Below are 19,261 nucleotides of genomic sequence, written 5' to 3'. Positions count from 1 at the left end.
CTAGAGCGATTCCAGGAGAAGTGTGCAGCGGTTTCCGTCCGGAATTGCACAAATAACGAAGACCTGTACCGGAATCACCCGACAAAGACCCGCTTGGGCTTGAACATGCCTTGCTCGATGGCGCCGATGGCGACGAGCTTGCCACGCGCGGTGGCGCAAGCCTCCTCGGCCTCGACCGGCGCATCGCGGCCGCGAATGATGACGGGATTGCCGAGGCGGATCTTCGTTGCCGCGTCGTCGCTGACGGCGACCTGCGGCAGGCAGTCGAGCGCCGCCGCCGTTTCGACCAGCAGCGCGTCGATGGTGCTGAAGTCGATCGGGGCCGCGGCTTCGTCCGGGCCCGCTTCTGTCTTATCGCCAAAGCGGGCTGCTTCCAGCTCGGCTACTGTGACGAAATCCTCCGGCGTGAACGGCTCAACCTCGATGCGGCGCAATTCAGCGATATGGCCGAAGCAGCCGAGGTCGCGACCCATGTCGCGGGCCAGCGAGCGCACATAGGTGCCCTTGCCGCATTCGACCTCGAAGACGGTTTTGTCGGCATTGTGCTCGATAATATCCAAACGGCCGATTTCAATTTCCCGCGCGGGTATCTCGACCGTCTCGCCGTCGCGGGCGAGGTCGTAGGCGCGCTCGCCGGCGATCTTGATGGCCGAGAATTGCGGCGGCGTCTGCATGATGACGCCGGTGTATTTCGGCAGCAGCGCTCTCACCTCGGCTTCGGCCGGGCGGCGGTTGGAGCTGTTGGTCACAGGGCCTTCGAGGTCGTCGGTCGAGCGCTCCTCGCCCCAGGCGACGGTGAAGCGGTAGACCTTGGCGCCGTCCTGCACGTAAGGAACGGTCTTGGTCGCCTCGCCGAGCGCGATCGGCAGCATGCCGGAGGCGAGCGGATCGAGCGTGCCGGCGTGACCGGCCTTCTCGGCCTGGAACAGCCATTTGATCTTGGAGACGGCCTCGGTCGAGCCCATGCCCACCGGCTTGTCCAGCACCACCCAGCCGGAGACCGGCCGCCCCTTCTTCTTGCCGCGACGCGCCACCTAGTCCTCGTCCTTGTCGTTGTTCTTGCCGTCGCCGAGATCGCGCGCGACTTCGGGCGATTTCAGCAGTTCATTGATCTTGGCGAAATTGTCGAAGGAGGTATCGAGCCGGAAGCGGAACTCCGGCATGTACTTCATCTGCCTCAACGCGCCCGAAACACGGCCGCGGATGAATTTCGCATGCCTGTTGAGCGCCTCGACCACGGCGTTGTCGTCGCCGGCGCCAAGCGGCGAGACGAAGGCGGTGGCGATCTTGAGGTCGGGCGACATGCGCACCTCGGAAACCGAGACGACGCTGTTTTCGATCACCGGATCGATGACCTCGCCGCGCTGCAAGGTCTCGGAAAGGGCGTGGCGCACCTGCTCGCCGACGCGCAGCATGCGCTGGGAGGGGCCTGATTGTGTCGAACGGGACATTTTCTTCGGTCCTGAAATCGTGGAGCGCGGGATGGGACCGCGCGGCATGTCTCAAATGCACAAGGGGTATGGGCGGCAGCCTTGCGGCCGCCGCCCGTTTCATTCCGGCAAGTATACCTGAATTTAGAGGGTCCTGCTCACCATCTCGACGCGGAAGCACTCGATGACGTCGCCGGCGCGCATGTCCTCGTAGTTCTGGAAGGCCATGCCGCATTCCTGGCCGGCCGGCACTTCCGAAACCTCATCCTTGAAGCGCTTGAGCGTCTTCAGCGTGCCTTCGTGGACGACGACGTTGTCGCGGATCAGGCGCACGCCCGCACCACGCTCGACCTTGCCTTCGGTGACGCGGCAGCCGGCGATCTTGCCGACCTTCGAGATGTCGAAGATCTCGAGGATCTCGGCATTGCCGATGAAGGTCTCGCGCCGTTCCGGCGAAAGCATGCCAGAAAGGGCCGCCTTCACGTCATCGACGAGGTTGTAGATGATCGAGTAGTAGCGGATCTCGATGCCCGCGGCGGTCGCCGCGGTGCGCGCCTGCGCGTTGGCGCGGACGTTGAAGCCGATGATCGCCGCTCCGGACGTCTCGGCCAGCGAAACGTCGCTTTCGGTGATGCCGCCGGCGCCCGAATGGACGATGCGTACCCTGACCTCGTCATTGCCGAGCTTTTCAAGGGCGGCATTGATCGCCTCGATCGAACCCTGCACGTCGCCCTTGATGACCAGCGGGAATTCCTTCAGCCCGCTCGTCTGCAACTGCGACATCATCTGCTCGAGCGAGCCGCGCTGGCCGGCATGCCTGGCCACTGCCTTGTCGCGGGCCAGGCGCTGACGGTATTCGGTGATCTCGCGGGCGCGCGCCTCGTTGTTGACGACGGCGAAGCGGTCGCCCGCCTGGGGCGTGCCCTGGAGRCCAAGCACCTCGACCGGCATTGCCGGCGGCRCTTCCGGCACATGCTCGCCGCGATCGTTGACGAGCGCACGCACACGGCCCCATTCGTTGCCGGCGACGATGATGTCGCCCGGCATCAGCGTGCCGGTCTGCACCAGCACGGTGGCGACGGGGCCACGGCCCTTGTCCAACTGCGCCTCGATGACCGCGCCTTCGGCGGTGCGGTCCGGGTTGGCCTTGAGGTCGAGGACTTCGGCCTGCAGCAGGATCGCTTCCAAGAGCTTGTCGAGATTGGTGCCCTTGGTCGCCGAAACCTCGACGTCCAGCACCTCGCCGCCCATCGATTCCACGAACACTTCGTGGCGCAGCAGCTCGGTCCGTACCTTCTGCGGGTCGGCGTCGCGCTTGTCGATCTTGTTGATGGCCACGATGATCGGCACGCCGGCCGCCTTGGCGTGATTGATCGATTCGATCGTCTGCGGCATCACGCTGTCGTCGGCCGCCACCACCAGCACCGCGATGTCGGTGACCTGGGCGCCGCGGGCGCGCATGGCCGTGAAGGCGGCGTGGCCGGGCGTGTCGATGAAGGTGATCTTCTGACCGTTCTTCTCGATCTGGTAGGCACCGATATGCTGGGTGATGCCGCCGGCCTCGCCGGAGACGACATTGGCGTTGCGGATGGCGTCGAGCAGCGAGGTCTTGCCGTGGTCGACATGGCCCATGATGGTCACGACCGGCGGACGGGACACCAGGTCTTCCGGGCGGTCGGCGATGTTGAACAGGCCTTCCTCGATGTCGGACTCGGCGACTCGGCGGACGGTGTGGCCGAATTCGGAAGCCACCAGCTCGGCCGTGTCGGCGTCGATGACGTCGCCCGGTTTCAGGATCTGGCCCTGCTTCATGAAGAACTTGACCACGTCCACGGCGCGCTCGGACATGCGCTGCGCCAACTCCTGGATGGTGATGGTTTCGGGCAGGATCACTTCGCGCATGACTTTCTCGCGCGGCTCATTGTGCAGCGCGCGTTTGAATTTTTCCTGGCGGCGACGCATCGACGACAGCGAGCGGCCGCGCGCGTCGTCATCCGACAGCGCCGAGTTCAGCGTCAGCTTGCCGCGGCGGCGATCTTCCTCGCCCTTGGTCGGCTTGGCCGGGCGAGCCACTTCGGGCGTCGCAAGACGGCGCGGCGGCGCGCTGGCTCCAGCACCGGCACCCGTGCGCCTCGGCTTTGCCTCTTCCTCGTCATCGGCCGTCGCGACGTCGGCAGCCTGCGGCGCGCGCCGGCGAGCCTCTTCCTCGGCACGGCGCCGCGACTCGGCCTCGGCCTGCAGGCGCGCTTCCTCCTCGGCCTGACGGCGCGCGGATTCGTCACGCTCGCGCTTGCGGCGTTCCTCTTCCTCGGCGCGGCGCTTGGCATCTTCCTGAGCGCGCAGGCGATCCTCGGCCTCGCGGGCCTTGGAGCCTTCCAGCGCCCTGCGGCGCGCTTCCATCTCGCCGCGCGAGAGTTCGTTCAGAACCATGCCGGAACGCTCCGGCTGCGGGGGCGGCGCCTTGGGCGCTTCCTGCACGGCAGGCGCGGCGGCGACAGGAGCGGCGGGCTTCGGCGTGAAGACAGACGGCGCCGCCGGCTCCGGCTTGTCGCCCGGCAGCGAGAACTTGCGCTTCTTGGTCTCCACGACGACCGACTTGGTGCGGCCGTGCGAGAAATTCTGGCGCACGGTGCCCTGCTCGAGGCCGGGGCGCTTCAGCGTCAAGGTCTTCTTCGGCGTAACGCTCAACGTCTTGTCGTCGCCCGATTTCGTATCGCTCATTCCATATCCTCTGCGGCATCATCTTCGTCAGCAACGGCCGCAAGCATTGCCAGATCGTTCGGGGTACCGCCCCGATATCGGTCGAGCGCAACAACGCGCTTCTCAACCGCCAGTCCCGCGTCCTGCGCGAGGACGGCAGCATGTATCACATTTGTACCCCCCAATGCCAAGCTCAACTCGGCCTCAGGGAAAAGTTTGTAGGCAAGGATGGCGGGGCCGCCGAGATGGACGGTCGCCCGCCGCGCCTGACTGATCTTGCGGACGCCATCGTCCGAAGCCTCGGTCGCATGCAGCACGAGCAGCGCCTGCCCGTCGCGTACCGCGGCTTCGACCTTGGCGGCGCCAAGAACGACGGCGCCGGCCTTGCGAGCGAGGCCAAGCATACCCAGAGCGGATCTGGAAAGCAGCCCGTCGACCATGCCGCCAATGTCGGCCGGAACGGTCACCTGTGCCTTGAAAGCACGGGCAAACAGGTTCTTCGCCGCTGCCTTCTCGATATGTAGGCGATCGGCGGTGACCCAGCAACCGCGGCCAGGCAGATTTCTCTTGATGTCCGGAACGACGGCCGAATCCGGGCCGACGACGAAGCGGATCAGTTCATCCGCTTCGGCCTGCCTGCGCGTAACGATGCAAGTGCGATCGTTCATCTCGTCCACGGGCTTTGTGATTGGTGGTCACCTCACGCACCGACGGTTTCGTCGGCCGCGGCCTCTTCGGCGGCGAGTTCTTCCTCGGTGATCCAGCCGGCCAGCTTGCGGGCGGCAAGCACCATCTGCTCGGCCTCGGCGCGCGAGACGCCGTGGCTGGCGAGCACGCCCGGATAGACCTTGGTCTCGCCGTCCTTGCGCTCTTTCCAGCCGATCAGGTCGTCCGCGGCATAACCGGCGAAGTCCTCGATGGTCTTCACGCCGTCCTCGCCGAGCGTCACCATCATGGCGGTGGTGATGCCGGGAATCTCGCGCAGCTCGTCCTTGACGCCCAGCGCCTTGCGCTTTTCGTCATGCTCGGCCTCGATCTTTTCCAGGTATTCGCGGGCGCGGGTCTGGATTTCCGAGGCGGTGTCCTCGTCGAAGCCATCGATCGAGGAGATTTCGTCCGAGTCGACATAGGCGACTTCCTCGACGCTGGTGAAGCCTTCGGAGGCGAGCACCTGGCCGACCATCTCGTCGACGTCGAGAGCTTCCATGAAAAGCGCCGAACGCTCGACGAATTCCTTCTGCCGACRCTCGCTCTCCTCCTGCTCGGTCAGGATGTCGATATCCCAGCCGGTGAGTTGCGAGGCGAGGCGCACGTTCTGGCCGCGGCGGCCGATGGCCAGCGACAGCTGGTCGTCCGGCACCACCACCTCGATGCGCTCGGCGTCCTCGTCGAGCACCACCTTGGCGACCTCGGCAGGCTGCAGCGCGTTGACGATGAAGGAAGCGGCCGAAGGTGACCACGGAATGATGTCGATCTTCTCGCCCTGCAACTCGCCGACCACCGCCTGGACGCGGCTGCCGCGCATGCCGACGCAGGCGCCGACCGGATCGATCGAGCTGTCGCGCGAGATGACGGCGATCTTGGCGCGCGAGCCCGGATCGCGGGCGACCGACTTGATCTCGATGATGCCGTCGTAGATTTCCGGCACTTCCATGGTGAAGAGCTTGGCCATGAACTGCGGATGGGTGCGCGACAGGAAGATCTGCGGCCCACGCTGCTCGCGGCGCACGTCATAGACATAGGCCCGCACGCGGTCGCCATATTTGTAGTTCTCGCGCGGGATCAGCTCGTCGCGGCGGATGATCGCCTCGCCACGGCCGAGATCGACGATGACGTTGCCGTATTCGACGCGCTTGACGGTGCCGTTGACGATCTCGCCGATGCGGTCCTTGTATTCGTCATACTGGCGATCGCGCTCGGCCTCGCGCACCTTCTGAACGATGACCTGCTTGGCCGACTGGGCGGCGATGCGGCCGAAATCCATGGGCGGCAGCTGCTCGGCGATGAAGTCGCCGATCTGGGCGTCGGGATTGCGCTCGCGCGCCGAGGAAAGCGCGATCTGCGTTGCGTAGTCCTCGACCTTCTCGACCACTTCCATCAGCCGCTGCAGCTTCATCTCGCCGGTGTTCGGGTTGATGTCGGCGCGGATGTTGGTCTCCTGGCCATAGCGGGAGCGCGCCGCCTTCTGGATCGCATCGGCCATGGCGGCGATGACGATCTGCTTGTCGATCGACTTTTCACGCGCGACCGCGTCGGCGATCTGCAGCAGTTCAAGCCTGTTGGCGCTTACAACCATTGTCTTTCTCCCGATTTCGCGCCGGGCGCACGGCCCGGCTACTCAATCAACTTTCCTGTTCGGTTTCGTTTTCTTCGTCCGCGCCGGCGTCTTGCGCTTCGCCGCGGCGTTTCCTGGCTTCCTTGCGCGCCCGGTTGTCCTTCGACAGGGCATCGCGGATGAGATCGTCGGTCAGCACCAGCCGGGCCTCGGCGATCGCGTCATAAGGCACGCGCACCGTCGGCTCCTCGCCATAGGCCGCCTTGTCGCGCTCGATAAGGATGCCGTCGGCGTCAGCCTCGGCGATCTTGCCTTTGAACCGCTTGCGGTCACTGACAAGAACCGACGTCTCGAGCTTGACCAGATGGCCGGTCCAGGTGGTGAAATCCGACTTGCGCACCAGCGGCCGGTCGATACCGGGCGAGGACACTTCGAGATGATACGCCTTTTCGATCGGATCCTCGACATCGAGCGCCGGCGACACCGCGCGGCTGACCTCTTCGCAATCCTCGACGGTCATCGTGCCGTCCTCGCGCTCGGCCATGATCTGCAGAGTCAACCCGTTCTGGCCGGTCAACTGCACCCGCACGAGACGGAAGCCGATGGCCTTGAGCACCGGCTGCACGATCAGCGCAATGCGCGCATCGATGCCGCTTTCGCGGATGATACGGTCGTCGGCCTCGCTTGCCGCTGCAGTCATCAGATCCCTGTCGCTTTTTGGCTTCCGGCCGGCAGGTAACAAAAAAGAGCGGGACCGGGTGGACCCACTCTTCGTCATACCGACCAAGAATTTGAGGCTGATATAGACGATTGCCGCCGGCGTTTCAAGCCTTCAGGCACAGGCTAGCGGTGTCTACAGCTGGCGTGGCCATCGCTGGGCTGCATGCATCACCGTGAGTATCGCGATCTCGTCGCCGACAACACGGTAGGGAATTATGTACGGGATATCAGCCAAGACCAGCTCTCGTGTCCCTTTCACCCGTCCAACGCGGCCCATTGCCGGATGTTCGGCAAGATTGTCCACGGCAGAAACAATGCGGGCAACGACCCGTGCCGCGGCTGTTGGATTGTCCTTTTCGATGAAAGCGCCAATCTGGTCGAGACGGCGCACGGCGCGCTCTGTCCAGCGAATCCGCTTCATCGCCCGGAGGCCGGTTTCACGTATTTCGCTATGACGCCGGCCAGATCCTTCTCACTTGCAAATTCCCCTCGATCGGCTTCATCGAGGCCTGCCTCGATCTCGGCAAGTTGCCATTCTTCCCTGGCGACATAGTCTTCGATCGCTTGGGCCGCCACGTAGGAACGAGATCGATCAACCTTCTCCGCCAGTTGATCGAGCTTGGCCACGGTCTCATCGGGAAGTCGTACGGTGAAGGCGCTCATAATCCTGTCTCCGCTTTGGTTCACTATGAATGTGATGGAACCACGGTGGTTCGTCAATCCGCGTATCGTGAGCAGAACCTGGCTTGAGCTCGCGCTGTGGTGTGCGAAGACAGCGCTTCTGAAGCGGTCGGCGCTGGGAGCTGCCGCCTATGTCCGGATAAAGGTAAGGTAAGCAGGCTGGCGTCCCTCGCGGATGGCCTTGGCCTCGTAGCGGGTGCCGGGCCAGCCCTCATAGGGCCGGTGCCAGCCGGCAGCGTCTTCGGCCTGCCATGCGAAGGCGCCGTGGCGCCGGCAGGCAAGCAGCGTCCAGTTCACATAGCTGTCGATGTCGGAGGCGAAGCGGAACCTGCCGCCCGGCTTCAGCACCCGGGCAAACCGGCCGAGATTGGCGGCGCTGACGAAGCGCCGCTTCCAGTGCTTCTTCTTCGGCCACGGATCGGGATAAAGCAGGTCAATGCCGTCGAGCGAGCCTGACGGCAGCCAGTCGAGCAGGCGCGTGGCATCGTCGTCATAGACCCTGAGATTGGCAAGCGGCGCCTTGCCGAGCGCCGTCATCATCTTGGCCATGCCGTTGACGAAGGGCTCCACGCCGATGAAGCCGGTCTCCGGCGCTTCCGTGGCGCGATGCAGGAGATGCTCGCCGCCGCCGAAGCCGATTTCCAGCTGCAGCGCCGAAACCTGTGCCTTGAACAAGGTCTTGAGGTCAGCCGGCGCTTGCGCCGTCAGGTCAATCCGGTACTCGCGCAGGCCGCTTTCGAGGGCAATCGCCTGCTGCGGGCGTATGGTTTTGCCGTGCCGGCGGCCGAAGAATCCTTCGGTCGCCCGGCTCGGCCTGTCCTTTGCGTCCGCTGGCGTCAGGCGGCAACGGCGTCCTTGAGCGCCTTGGCGAGATCGGTCTTCTCCCAGGAGAAGGAACCGTCGCGGCCTGCCTTGCGGCCGAAATGGCCGTAGGACGAGGTTTTCGCATAGATCGGCTTGTTGAGGTCGAGATGACGGCGGATGCCCGACGGCGAGAGATCCATCACCTTGCGCAGGGCCTCCTCGAGCTTCGCTTCCTCGACCTTGCCGGTGCCGTGCAGGTCGACATAGACCGACAGCGGCTGGGCGACGCCGATGGCATAGGAGAGCTGGATGGTGCAGCGGTCGGCAAGCTTGGCCGCCACCACGTTCTTGGCGAGGTAGCGCGCCGCATAGGCCGCCGAACGGTCGACCTTGGTGGTGTCCTTGCCCGAGAAGGCGCCGCCGCCATGCGGTGCCGCGCCRCCATAGGTGTCGACGATGATCTTGCGGCCGGTGAGGCCGGCGTCGCCGTCAGGCCCGCCGATGACGAACTTGCCGGTCGGGTTGATGTACCAATTGCAGTCCTCGGCGATCCTCAGGTCGCCAAGCGCCTCCCGGATATAGGGCTCGACTACCTTGCGGACCTTCTTGGAGTCCCAGCTCGCATCGAGATGCTGAGTGGAGAGCACGATCTGCGTGACCTCCGCCGCCTTGCCGTCGGCATAGCGCACGGTGACCTGGCTCTTGGCGTCCGGGCCGAGCTTGCCGGCCTCGCCATTGCCTTCATGGCGTGCCGCAGCCAGCAATTCGAGAATCTTGTGGCTGTAATAGATCGGCGCCGGCATCAGGTCGGGCGTCTCGCGGCAGGCGTAGCCGAACATGATGCCCTGGTCGCCGGCGCCTTCCTCGCCCTGCCGGTCGGCGGCGTTGTCGACGCCCTGGCCGATGTCGGGYGACTGGCCGTGCAGCAGCACGTCGATCTTGGCGGTCTTCCAGTGGAAGCCGGACTGCTCGTAGCCGATCTCGCGGATCGCCTTGCGGGCAACAGACTTGAACTTGGCCGGGTTGACCACCGGATGGCCGGACGCATCCTTGAGGACGTTGCCCGCCTTGTCCTTCTTCAAAAGCGTGTCGGGGACGCGGACCTCGCCGGCGATGACGACGCGGTTGGTGGTGGCCAGCGTCTCGCAGGCGACGCGCACCTTCCACGGATCCATGCCCGTCTTCTTGGCTTCGCGATAGACCAGATCGACGATCTCGTCGGAGATACGGTCACAGACTTTGTCGGGATGACCCTCGGAGACGGATTCCGAGGTGAAGAGATAATTCTGCCGCGTCACGGGTGTCCCCTCTTGAAAAAAGATCGGCAGGGCTGCCGATTTTGGCGCGCCACGTGTTAGCGGTGCCGGGCGCTGCTCGTCAAGCGGCGCGACGGTTCTGGCATGAATGTAGGCAAGGCCGGCTATGCCACCGGCGGCAGGGGCGCCGCCGGTGGCATAGGTAAAAATCAATCGGCGTCGTCGGCGGAGAGCGCCTTCACCAGATCGATGATCCGGCGACGCACCTTGACGTCGCCGATCTTGACGAAGGCCCGGTTGAGCTGAAGCCCTTCGGGACTGCCGCAGAATTCGATGGCGAAGGCCATCGAGGAGTCTTCGGCAAATCCCCGATTGCCGCCGCCGGTCTCCTCGCCCGGGGCGTCCTCGAAAAAGAAGGCGACGGGAACGCTCAGGATGGAGGCGATCGCCTGCAGACGGCTGGCGCCAACCCTGTTCGTGCCTTTTTCGTACTTCTGGATCTGCTGAAAGGTGATGCCGAGATTTTCACCCAGCTTTTCCTGGCTCATTCCAAGCATATTGCGACGCAGCCGGATACGACTCCCGACATGGATGTCGATCGGATTCGGCTTCTTCTTGTTCTCTTCTGTCATTTTTTCCTCGCCGAATTTTTCCGGCTTTTTCTATTTTGTTCCGCCCATATGAAGCCGGAGCCACCTGCCCCAACAGAACCCTCCAACCGACTTCGAGAAAATTTTAGGCGTTACAGTATGAGTTTCTAATGTGCCGACTGTCAATTCACCCGTAGCCGCTGCCTTACATTCAATGTGAAGGCGGCGAGCGCAAACAGCAACATGATCAGCAATCCGTTAATGCGCCGCTGGTCGGGAGACAGGAGGGCGCGCCCAGAGACCGGCACATTCGCGTCGATGGCGCCGCGCGCGTCGACGGCCAGCGCATCGACGATGCGCCCGCGCGAATCGACGACTGCCGAGATGCCGTTGTTGGCCGCGCGCAACAGAGGCAATCCATTCTCCACCGCGCGAATCTGGGCCTGCCTGAAGTGTTGATACGGGYCCGGCGTGTCGCCAAACCAGGCGTCGTTGGTGACGTTCACAATTAAGTCAGATGACGCAGCGTCGACGGCGACGAGATCGGGAAAGATCACTTCGTAGCAGATGAACGGAGCAGCGCGCAGGCCACCCGGCACGGCGATCGGATGCCGCTCGTTGCCGGCGGCGAAATTCATCGGCCCGGCAACGAGTTGGCCGATGCCGAAGCGTTCGAAAAGATCGGCGAAGGGCAGATACTCGCCGAAGGGCACCAGATGCACCTTGTCGACCGCATCGACGATCTCGCCCTTGTCGTTGATCGCCACGACGGAATTGTAATAGCGGCTGCCGGCGCTCGCGGATCCGCCCTCCTCGCGCACGACACCGGCAATCAGCATCTGGCCGTCGGCCAGCATGTCGCCCAACGCCGTCAGCGCGTCCGGACGCTCAGTGAACAGGAACGGCACCGACGTTTCCGGCCACAGGATGAGCTGCGGCTTGGCATGTCCCTCTTCCGGCGCTTTCCCCGATATCCCCAACAAAGTTGCGAAGATGCGGTCGCGCACCGAGGCGTCCCACTTCTCGCTGAGATCGACCGCGGGCTGGACGATGCGGACATCGATCGAACGCGTCGGCTTGACCGGGGTGGCGAGCCGGAAATAGCCGAAGCCGACATCGGCGGCGACAAGGATGACGAACAGGGCGATCCCCAGCCTCAGATGCCGGCGCGCCGCGACCAGCGCGGGAAGGGAAAACAGGAAGACGGCGAGCGCGTTCATGCCGATCATCCCGGTCACCGACACGCTCTGCATCAGGAGCGGCACCGGCATCGCCGCGTAGCCTACGGCGTTCCAGGGAAAACCTGTGAAGAGGAAGTCGCGCAGCCACTCGGCAAGGCCGAAGCCGAAGGCAAGGGCGGCGATGCGGCCGATGTCGCTGCTCCAGAACAGCCGCGCCACCACGGTGGCAAAGCCGTAGAAGAAAGCCAGCGCGAAGGGGATGCCGACAACGGCGAAGGGCAATGCCCAGGCGAAGCTGTCGGCCTCGACCAGCAAGGCCTGGCCGATCCACCACAGGCCGGCGAGGAAATAGCCGAAGCCGAACCACCAGCCGGTGGCGAAAGCCGGCCTCAGACGCCGGAACCAGCCGTCGGAAGCCTCGCCCGTGGCGCCGTCGAGCAGCCAGACGAGCACCGGAAACGAGACGAAGCAGACGGCGAAGAAGTCGTAAGGCGCCTGGGCAAGCACCGCCAGCGCTCCGGCGGCAAAGGCCACCAGCGCCCGCCGCCACCCCCAAAGCAGAATTATCCGGCCGGCAAAGCGCTGCATCAAGCTTCCCAAGTCGCGCGAATCAGGGAGCTAGAGATTTAACAGGCTGTACCGCCCGATCCAAACCCGGATAAGCGCGGGCTGACACACGATGGCGCTATCTGTGCCACCCCTCGATGCGCAGGCCGCTCAGTCGCTCGGCCTCGTCCTTGGGCACAACACGCACGGTGCGGGTGAATGTCCAGACATGGCCTTCGGGGTCACGGGCGCGATATTGACGCTCGCCGTAGAAATGATCCGTCGGCTCTTCCAGAATTTCCGCGCCTGCCGCGCGCGCTTTCTCGCAATGAGCATCAAGGTCTTGCTGCAAACGGATATAGACGGCTTGCGTGTTCCTGCCACCGACGGAGGCGGGACTGGCGATATGCTCATCCCATTCGGAATCGACGATGATGTAGCCGTCGCCGAAACGCATTTCAGCATGCACGAGCCGACCGTCGGCATCGCTCACCAGCATGCTCGGCTCGAAGCCGAAGGCCGCCTGCAGCCAGGCCAAGGCCGCGCGCGGATCCTTGTAGAAAACACCCGAGCCCAGAACCGCGTGCTTGAACGGATCGTCCATCGCCATCGGAGGGCGATATCAGGCCTGTTCGGTGCGGGCCGCGCGGCGGCGCTGACGCTCGCCCTTCTGGCTCTGCACGATGCGCACGCGCTTGACGCGGCGCGGGTCGGCGTCGAGCACATGGAACTCGAAGCCGGGAATGGCCTGCACGACTTCGCCCCTGGCCGGGACGCGTCCAAGCGTGTTGAAGATCATGCCGCCGATGGTGTCGACATATTCGCCATGCTCGCCGGCCGCGAAATCCCCGCCGATCATCTTGGCGACCTCGTCGATCTCGGCCTTGCCGTCGACGACGAAGACGCCGTCGCCGGTCTGCGTGATCATCGGCTCGTCGTCGTCATGCTCGTCCTCGATGTCGCCGACCACCATCTCAACGATGTCTTCCAGCGAGGCGAGGCCATCGGTGCCGCCGTACTCGTCGATGACCAGCGCCATCTGCGTGCGCGTCGTCTGCATGCGACCCATCAGGTCGGAGGCCAGCATCGAGGGCGGCACGAACAGCACCTGGCGGATCAGATTGAGATCGCCGATGGTGCGCGCGAGATCGACCTGCGCAAGGTCGAGCGCCGTCGTCACCGGCGCCTTCGCCCTGGCGCGGCCTTTCTTGACGCGGGCGACCTTGGTGATGTGGGCGAGCACGTCGCGGATGTGGACCATGCCGCGCGGGTCGTCGAGCGTCTCCGAATAGACCGGCATGCGCGAATGGCCCGATTGCTCGAAAAGGCCGAGCAGGTCGCCAAGCGTGGTGTTGATCTCGACCGCCTCGATATCGGCGCGCGGCACCATGACATCCTCGACCCGCACTTCGCGAAGGCGCAGGATGTTGTTGAGCATGGCGCGCTCGCCAGGCGAGAAGGCGCCGGCATCGGTCGCCGTTTCGGCAAGCGCGCCGGCGATCTCCTCGCGCAGGCTGGTGCCGTTGCGGTGCCGGAACAGGCCGAGCACCCGGTCGAAGAGGGAAGGACCGGCATGCGTCGCTTCAGCGGCCGCGCTGCCGGTGGGAATACTCGGACTTGAGCCCTCTTCCGTCTTTTCGGAAGGCTTGGCAGCACTGCCGGCGTCCGGACGGGCGGCAGTTTCTGGTGTGTCGTTCATCGCCATCGGGTCAATTGAGCTTTTTTGTTACGCGTAGGGATCGGGAATGGCAAGCCTCGCAAGCGCCGCGCGCTCGATCGCTTCCATCTCGTCGGCCTCAGCGTCGGTCTCGTGATCATGGCCCAAAAGATGCAGCAGGCCATGGATGACGAGATGGGTGAGATGGTTCTCGAGCGGCTTGTCTTCCAGGGTAGCCTCGCGCGCCACCGTCTCGGAGGCGAGCACGATGTCGCCCAGCATCGGCGGCAGCTGGCCGCCCTTCGGGAAGGAAAAAGCAGGGAAAGACAGCACGTTGGTGGGCTTGTCCTTGCCGCGCCACTCGGCATTGAGCGTCCGGATATGGGCATCGTCGGAAAAAACGACGCTGAGCTCGGAAGCCCCGCCCGCGCCGGTCTCGGCAAAGGCGGCCGCAACGGCGCGATCGACGAGGCGTGTCAATTCGACCTCCGCGGGCCAGTCCCCTGCCTCGACGAAAATATCGATATCGACCGGCGTTTCGCCGCCAAGTTCCGGATTTGGAGCCATTGCGCCTTTGATCAGCTTTCGGCGCCCAGGCCTCGCGCCAGCTTGCCGTCGCGGTCATAGGCCTTGACGATCTCGGCGACCAGCGGATGGCGCACCACGTCGCCCTCGTTGAAGCGGACGGTGACGATGCCAGGCACGCCGTCGAGGATGCGCAGCGCCTCGACCAGCCCCGACTTGGTGTTGGGCGGCAGATCGATCTGGCTCGGATCGCCGGTGACGATCATGCGCGAGTTCTCGCCGAGGCGGGTCAGGAACATCTTCATCTGCATCTGCGTGGTGTTCTGCGCCTCGTCGAGGATCACCGCCGCATGCGCCAGCGTCCGGCCGCGCATGAAGGCCAGCGGCGCGATCTCGATGACCTCGGCCGCGATCGCCCGCTCGACCTTGTCGGCCGGCATCATGTCGTAGAGCGCGTCGTAGAGGGGCCTAAGATACGGATCGACCTTCTCCTTCATGTCGCCCGGCAGGAAGCCCAGCCGCTCGCCGGCCTCGACCGCGGGGCGCGACAGCACGATGCGCTCGACCATGCCGCGTTCGAGCAGCATGGCCGCATGGGCCACCGCCAGATAGGTCTTGCCGGTGCCGGCGGGGCCGATGCCGAAGACCATTTCGGAACGCTCCAGCGCCCGCATATAGGCGTCCTGGGTGAGCGAACGGGCATAGATCGTCTTCTTGCGCGTCGAGATCTGGGCGGCGGAAACCTTGCCCTTGCGCTCCATGGTCGGCAGCGTCAGCTGGTCGTCGGCCGCAATCGCCATGCGCACGGCGCCGTCGACGTCCGACTGGCCGATGTCGACGCCCTTCTGCAGGATGCCGTAGAGCGTATCCAGCGCGCGGCGCGCCTGTTCGGCGGCCGAAGCCGAGCCCTTGATCGCAAGCTGGTTGCCGCGCGAGCGGATATCGACGCCGAGCTTCTGCTCGAGCCGGGCCAGATTCTCGTCGAACTGACCGTAAAGGGCGCTGGCAAGCTTGTTGTTGTCGAAGGTCAGTACGATGTGCGCCATGTCGGAAGCCCCGGACGCCTGGTTCTGGGGCGGATTCTTCAGTTCGGCAGCGCTCAACCGTCTCTCCTCATCTGCCGAGGCTTGCGGCTATGCAGGTCGTTTCCCCAAAATCACGGGACGACATGCATCAGGCCAACTCGGCGAACAGGCTGTTGGGGCCTGTCTTCGTGATTCGTACGTCAATAATGTCACCGATTCCACCGGCCTTGTCGTCAACAATAACCGGGTTCAGCCATGGCGAGCGGCCGACGATCTGGCCGGGGCGGCGACCGGGCTTCTCGATCAGCGTGCTGACGGTGCGGCCGACCAGGCCGGCGATGAAATTCCGCTGCTGCTCGTTGATCAGCGCCTGCAGGCGCTGCAGCCGCTCGTCCTTCACCGTTTCGGCGAGATGCCCGTCCATTTCGGCGCCCGGCGTGCCGGGGCGTGGCGAATATTTGAACGAGAAACAGGCCGCGTAACCCACCTCGCGCACCAACTCCAGCGTCGCCTCGAAATCCTCCTCCGTCTCGCCCGGGAAGCCGACGATGAAATCGCCGGACATGGYGATGTCGGGGCGTGCGGCGCGGATACGCTCGATGAGCGCCAGATAGTCACGTGCCGTATGCCTGCGGTTCATCGCCTTCAAAATCCGGTCGGACCCCGACTGCACCGGCAAATGCAGATAGGGCATCAAGGCGGGCAGGTCACGATGCGCGGCGATCAATTCGTCGTCCATGTCGCGCGGATGGCTGGTGGTGTAGCGCAGCCGGGCCAGGCCGGGGATTTCCGCAAGCCGAAACAGCAGACGACCGAGGCCCCATTCCTCGCCGTTTTCGCCGACACCGTGCCAGGCGTTGACGTTCTGGCCAAGCAGCGTCACCTCGCGCACGCCGGCTTCGGCCAGGCGCTCGGCCTCGGCGACGATCTGCGCCACCGGGCGCGAGACCTCGGAGCCGCGCGTGTAAGGCACAACGCAGAAGGTGCAGAACTTGTCGCAGCCTTCCTGCACCGTGAGGAAGGCGGTGACGCCGCGCTTTGCCAATTCGGCGCGTTTCGGCTGCGGCAGATGCTCGAACTTGTCCTCGATGGCGTATTCGGTCTCGACGATCTTCTCGCCGCCGCGAACCCGCGCCAGCACGTCCGGCAGCCGGTGATAGGTCTGCGGGCCGATGACCAGATCGACCGCCGGCGCGCGGCGGATGATCTCGGCGCCTTCGGCCTGCGCCACGCAGCCGGCGACACCGATCAGCAACTCGCGGCCGGCCCCGGCGCGCTCGGCCTTCATGTCACGGATGCGGCCAAGCTCCGAATAGACCTTCTCAGCCGCCTTCTCGCGGATATGGCAGGTGTTGAGCAGCACCAGATCGGCGTCATCGACGGCGTCGGTGGCGACATAGCCGTCGGCGGCCAGCGCATCGGTCATGCGCTGGGAATCGTAGACGTTCATCTGGCAGCCATAGGTCTTGACGAAGACCTTTTTCGCCGTCCGGCCCATGCCGGCCGAATGCTCGGCCGCAGCGCCGATGTCGTGGCTTTCAATCGTGTTCAGTTCCATCGGGCGGCTTCTACCGCCTTTCCGTGACAAAAAACAGACGATTCTGGCAGGTTGCGGCGCCGCGCGTCCCGCTTTCAGGCGACACGCTGACGACTGGGACGCGGATCGGCGAGCGCGGCCTGCATCATCTCGCGCACCTTGGCTTCCATCAGCCTCGCCGTTTCCTTGCGGCTCGAACCCTTGGAGAACGGCACCGGCTGGCCGAAATGCACCTCGGCATCGATCGCGCCTTCGGCGAGCAGGGTTTTGAGATGCGGCATCAGGTCCTGATCGCCGATCCAGGCGGTCATCGGCCTATGGCGACGGCCCATCGGCATGCCGTGCAGGCGCGTATAGGCGATCGCCACGGGCTGGATGAAGACCTGCTCCGCCGCGCCTTCCGAGATCGCCATCGAGGCCGCGCCGAACAAGGTGCTCTTGAACGGCAGAACGAGGTTGCCGTCGCCGGTCGAGCCCTCGGCGAACAGCACCATGGCGTCGCCTTTTGCCATCCTCTTGGCGATCTCGCTTGCCTGGTCGCCGGACGTGCGCTTGCGCTCGCGTTCGATGAAGACGGTGCGCTGCAACTTCGACAGCATGCCGATCAGCGGCCAGCCCTCCATGTCGGCCCTGGCGATGAACTTCACGTCGACGAAGGAGCCGAGCACCATGATGTCGGTCCAGGAAACGTGGTTGGCCGCCACCAGCAGCGGCCGATCCTTGGCCAGCGTGCCTTTGACATGCACCCGCATGCCCAGCGCCCGCAGGATCATGCTGTGCCAGATCTTCAGGATGAACGTTTCGGGCCACAGCCCTGTCTTCATCGACAGGATCTGCAGCGGCACCAGCACCAGTGAACAGACGACGACATAGAAGAGCGCCAGGAAAATCCGTAATTTCTTGATCATTCGCTCCGGCCCCAACATTACAGCGCCGCGCGCCTCAGGGCGCGCAAAGGACGCTGTAACACTCCCACTTGGCGTATGACCCCGAAAATCGGAGCCGATTTTCGGGGTCATGCGCGGATGGCTAGCGAAGATCGCGGCGCATGACAAGCGCGCCGGTCGGGCCGTGCTCGGTCGAACGGTAATAGTTCGGGCGATGACCGACCTGGATGAAGCCAAGCCTGCGGTAAAGCCCGATCGCGGGCGCATTGGTCTCGTCGACCTCGAGGAAGAGCGCTTCGGCGCGCTGCGCATGAAGCTCGCGCAGCACCGCATCCATCAATTGCCAGCCAAGGCCCTGGCGGCGATGGCTGCGGGCGACGGCCACGGTCAGGATTTCGCCCTCGCCGGCCGCGAGCCGCGCCAGCACGAAGCCGACCGGGGGTTTCGATCCCTGTCCTGTCTCCCGCGYGGCATAGCCGAAGACCGTGTCCTGTTCGAGGAGCGCTGCGAACTCGCCGTCGGTCCAGGGCCGCACGAAATCCTCGCGATGCAGCACCGAAACAGCGGCGCTGTCGGCAACGGTCAGCGGTTCCAAGGCATAATCCCTGCGTCGCGGCTGAAAGAACGGTATGCRCATCAGGGCTCGTTTCCCTTGTCCCGCCTTGGCAGAATGAAGCCCGCCTGCGGCTTGGCGTCGGCGCCGCGCAGGTAGAGCGGCTTGGGCTTTTCGCCCGGTCCCTTGGCGGCAGCCAGTCTGGCATAGGTCGCAATGTCGGCGGTGGCGGCGATCGGGCCGGTGTCGAAGGCGCCCCCCACCGCCCGGGCAATAAGCGGCGCTGCGGTGCCGGCAAGGACCGCTTCGGCGTTGATGGCCATGGTCGTCGCCTCGGAAAGTGTGACCACGGAAGGTCCGTAAGTTTCTGCTAACGCTTTGTCATAGAGCGCGGCATGGATTTCCTCGCGGCCGGCGTCGAGCGCGGCAAGCACCGCGCGCCCGGGAAAGGCGCTCGCCCCTTCCGCCGCCAGGGCTTCCAGCGTCGTCACGCCGATCGCCGGGATTTTCAGCGCCAGCGCCAGGCCGCGCGCGGTCGAAACGCCGACGCGCAGGCCGGTGAAGGAACCGGGCCCGACCGAGACAGCAACGGCGCCGAGGTCGGGATAGCCGGTCCCGCCGATCCGCAGGGCCGTTTCGACAACGGCCATCAGATGCTCGGCATGGCCTTTGCCGAGATCGCGCACCTCGCGGCCAAGCTCCTTCCCTACGCCCGGGTCATAGACACAGGCAGCGCAGAGATTGGCGGCACAATCGATGGCGAGCAGCTTCATACGGGCGGCTTCATTCAGGCAGCGTCATAGGGCGGTTAAAGAACTGGATCGAAACACAATTCCCTCTGCCCGGCATAGGCGGCCGCCGCAAGGGCCAGGGCGCAGAAATGTTAAGCGGCTT

At 64.7% G+C, this 19,261-nt stretch carries 20 protein-coding genes; all 20 read right to left on the bottom strand.

Annotated features, from left to right (window positions below):
- Window positions 1–74: 74 nt before the first annotated feature.
- Window positions 75–1,034, bottom strand: a complete 960-nt coding sequence (gene truB / locus LCM4577_RS13985; protein ID WP_071071794.1) for a tRNA pseudouridine(55) synthase TruB — start codon at window positions 1,032–1,034, stop codon at window positions 75–77.
- Entirely contained in the window at window positions 1,035–1,451 is a 417-nt protein-coding gene (gene rbfA, locus LCM4577_RS13980; protein WP_041007483.1) for a 30S ribosome-binding factor RbfA, read from the bottom strand.
- A gap of 123 nt (window positions 1,452–1,574) precedes the next feature.
- Complete coding sequence (gene infB, locus LCM4577_RS13975) at window positions 1,575–4,151, bottom strand: translation initiation factor IF-2 (RefSeq protein WP_071071792.1); 2,577 nt, start codon at window positions 4,149–4,151, stop codon at window positions 1,575–1,577.
- Window positions 4,148–4,798 carry an RNA-binding protein gene (locus tag LCM4577_RS13970; RefSeq protein ID WP_116390063.1) on the bottom strand — a complete coding sequence of 217 codons (651 nt, stop codon included), beginning with the start codon at window positions 4,796–4,798 and terminating at the stop codon, window positions 4,148–4,150. Before LCM4577_RS13970 ends, infB begins: the two co-directional genes overlap by 4 nt.
- Before the next feature lie 32 nt (window positions 4,799–4,830).
- Entirely contained in the window at window positions 4,831–6,426 is a 1,596-nt protein-coding gene (gene nusA, locus LCM4577_RS13965) for a transcription termination factor NusA (protein WP_071071790.1), read from the bottom strand.
- Between the two features lie 46 nt (window positions 6,427–6,472).
- Window positions 6,473–7,105: a ribosome maturation factor RimP gene (gene rimP / locus LCM4577_RS13960; RefSeq protein WP_040985940.1), complete on the bottom strand. Its 633-nt coding sequence runs from the start codon at window positions 7,103–7,105 to the stop codon at window positions 6,473–6,475.
- A gap of 153 nt (window positions 7,106–7,258) precedes the next feature.
- Window positions 7,259–7,546, bottom strand: a complete 288-nt coding sequence (locus tag LCM4577_RS13955) for a type II toxin-antitoxin system mRNA interferase toxin, RelE/StbE family (RefSeq protein ID WP_071033456.1) — start codon at window positions 7,544–7,546, stop codon at window positions 7,259–7,261.
- Window positions 7,543–7,788 (bottom strand): CopG family ribbon-helix-helix protein, encoded by a 246-nt coding sequence (locus LCM4577_RS13950; protein ID WP_116390056.1) that lies wholly within the window; start codon window positions 7,786–7,788, stop codon window positions 7,543–7,545. The genes LCM4577_RS13955 and LCM4577_RS13950 overlap by 4 nt, the downstream gene beginning before the upstream one ends.
- 147 nt (window positions 7,789–7,935) lie before the next feature.
- Entirely contained in the window at window positions 7,936–8,646 is a 711-nt protein-coding gene (locus tag LCM4577_RS13945) for a tRNA (guanosine(46)-N(7))-methyltransferase TrmB (RefSeq protein WP_071071788.1), read from the bottom strand.
- Window positions 8,643–9,908, bottom strand: coding sequence for a methionine adenosyltransferase (gene metK, locus LCM4577_RS13940; RefSeq protein ID WP_040985947.1), 1,266 nt, complete (start codon window positions 9,906–9,908; stop codon window positions 8,643–8,645). The genes LCM4577_RS13945 and metK overlap by 4 nt, the downstream gene beginning before the upstream one ends.
- A gap of 167 nt (window positions 9,909–10,075) precedes the next feature.
- Window positions 10,076–10,498: a helix-turn-helix domain-containing protein gene (locus LCM4577_RS13935; protein WP_040985949.1), complete on the bottom strand. Its 423-nt coding sequence runs from the start codon at window positions 10,496–10,498 to the stop codon at window positions 10,076–10,078.
- Window positions 10,499–10,638: 140 nt separating this feature from the next.
- Entirely contained in the window at window positions 10,639–12,225 is a 1,587-nt protein-coding gene (gene lnt, locus LCM4577_RS13930; RefSeq protein WP_071071786.1) for an apolipoprotein N-acyltransferase, read from the bottom strand.
- Window positions 12,226–12,322: 97 nt separating this feature from the next.
- Entirely contained in the window at window positions 12,323–12,793 is a 471-nt protein-coding gene (locus LCM4577_RS13925; RefSeq protein WP_040985953.1) for a VOC family protein, read from the bottom strand.
- 12 nt (window positions 12,794–12,805) lie between these two features.
- Window positions 12,806–13,882: a hemolysin family protein gene (locus LCM4577_RS13920; RefSeq protein ID WP_040986248.1), complete on the bottom strand. Its 1,077-nt coding sequence runs from the start codon at window positions 13,880–13,882 to the stop codon at window positions 12,806–12,808.
- 27 nt (window positions 13,883–13,909) lie between these two features.
- A complete protein-coding gene (gene ybeY, locus LCM4577_RS13915) occupies window positions 13,910–14,407 on the bottom strand; it encodes an rRNA maturation RNase YbeY (protein WP_071071784.1) in 498 nt (165 codons plus the stop codon).
- A gap of 11 nt (window positions 14,408–14,418) precedes the next feature.
- Window positions 14,419–15,411, bottom strand: coding sequence for a PhoH family protein (locus LCM4577_RS13910; RefSeq protein ID WP_225248283.1), 993 nt, complete (start codon window positions 15,409–15,411; stop codon window positions 14,419–14,421).
- Between the two features lie 127 nt (window positions 15,412–15,538).
- Window positions 15,539–16,948 (bottom strand): tRNA (N6-isopentenyl adenosine(37)-C2)-methylthiotransferase MiaB, encoded by a 1,410-nt coding sequence (miaB, locus tag LCM4577_RS13905; RefSeq protein WP_071071781.1) that lies wholly within the window; start codon window positions 16,946–16,948, stop codon window positions 15,539–15,541.
- A gap of 74 nt (window positions 16,949–17,022) precedes the next feature.
- The gene (locus LCM4577_RS13900) at window positions 17,023–17,835 is read right to left on the bottom strand and encodes a 1-acyl-sn-glycerol-3-phosphate acyltransferase (protein WP_071033467.1); all 813 of its coding nucleotides are present in this window, start codon (window positions 17,833–17,835) and stop codon (window positions 17,023–17,025) included.
- A 121-nt stretch (window positions 17,836–17,956) separates the two neighbouring features.
- Complete coding sequence (locus LCM4577_RS13895) at window positions 17,957–18,451, bottom strand: N-acetyltransferase (protein ID WP_071071779.1); 495 nt, start codon at window positions 18,449–18,451, stop codon at window positions 17,957–17,959.
- Window positions 18,451–19,140 (bottom strand): tRNA (adenosine(37)-N6)-threonylcarbamoyltransferase complex dimerization subunit type 1 TsaB, encoded by a 690-nt coding sequence (gene tsaB / locus LCM4577_RS13890; RefSeq protein WP_071033471.1) that lies wholly within the window; start codon window positions 19,138–19,140, stop codon window positions 18,451–18,453. The genes LCM4577_RS13895 and tsaB overlap by 1 nt, the downstream gene beginning before the upstream one ends.
- Window positions 19,141–19,261 lie beyond the last annotated feature (121 nt).

Origin of the sequence: Mesorhizobium sp. LCM 4577, from assembly GCF_001854795.2 — a bacterium.
GTDB lineage: Bacteria > Pseudomonadota > Alphaproteobacteria > Rhizobiales > Rhizobiaceae > Mesorhizobium > Mesorhizobium plurifarium.
This window is presented reverse-complemented; position numbering and strand designations above follow the sequence as displayed.

Bases quoted from the DNA above. Each gene is read 5' to 3' on its own strand.
- ybeY (WP_071071784.1), bottom strand. From the start codon at position 14,407: ATGGCTCCAAATCCGGAACTTGGCGGCGAAACGCCGGTCGATATCGAT.
- LCM4577_RS13910 (WP_225248283.1), bottom strand. From the start codon at position 15,411: ATGGCGCACATCGTACTGACCTTCGACAACAACAAGCTTGCCAGCGCC.
- LCM4577_RS13970 (WP_116390063.1), bottom strand. From the start codon at position 4,798: ATGAACGATCGCACTTGCATCGTTACGCGCAGGCAGGCCGAAGCGGAT.
- LCM4577_RS13920 (WP_040986248.1), bottom strand. From the start codon at position 13,882: ATGAACGACACACCAGAAACTGCCGCCCGTCCGGACGCCGGCAGTGCT.
- LCM4577_RS13925 (WP_040985953.1), bottom strand. From the start codon at position 12,793: ATGGCGATGGACGATCCGTTCAAGCACGCGGTTCTGGGCTCGGGTGTT.
- tsaB (WP_071033471.1), bottom strand. From the start codon at position 19,140: ATGAAGCTGCTCGCCATCGATTGTGCCGCCAATCTCTGCGCTGCCTGT.
- LCM4577_RS13935 (WP_040985949.1), bottom strand. From the start codon at position 10,498: ATGACAGAAGAGAACAAGAAGAAGCCGAATCCGATCGACATCCATGTC.
- LCM4577_RS13955 (WP_071033456.1), bottom strand. From the start codon at position 7,546: ATGAAGCGGATTCGCTGGACAGAGCGCGCCGTGCGCCGTCTCGACCAG.
- LCM4577_RS13900 (WP_071033467.1), bottom strand. From the start codon at position 17,835: ATGATCAAGAAATTACGGATTTTCCTGGCGCTCTTCTATGTCGTCGTC.
- rimP (WP_040985940.1), bottom strand. From the start codon at position 7,105: ATGACTGCAGCGGCAAGCGAGGCCGACGACCGTATCATCCGCGAAAGC.
- rbfA (WP_041007483.1), bottom strand. From the start codon at position 1,451: ATGTCCCGTTCGACACAATCAGGCCCCTCCCAGCGCATGCTGCGCGTC.
- LCM4577_RS13950 (WP_116390056.1), bottom strand. From the start codon at position 7,788: ATGAGCGCCTTCACCGTACGACTTCCCGATGAGACCGTGGCCAAGCTC.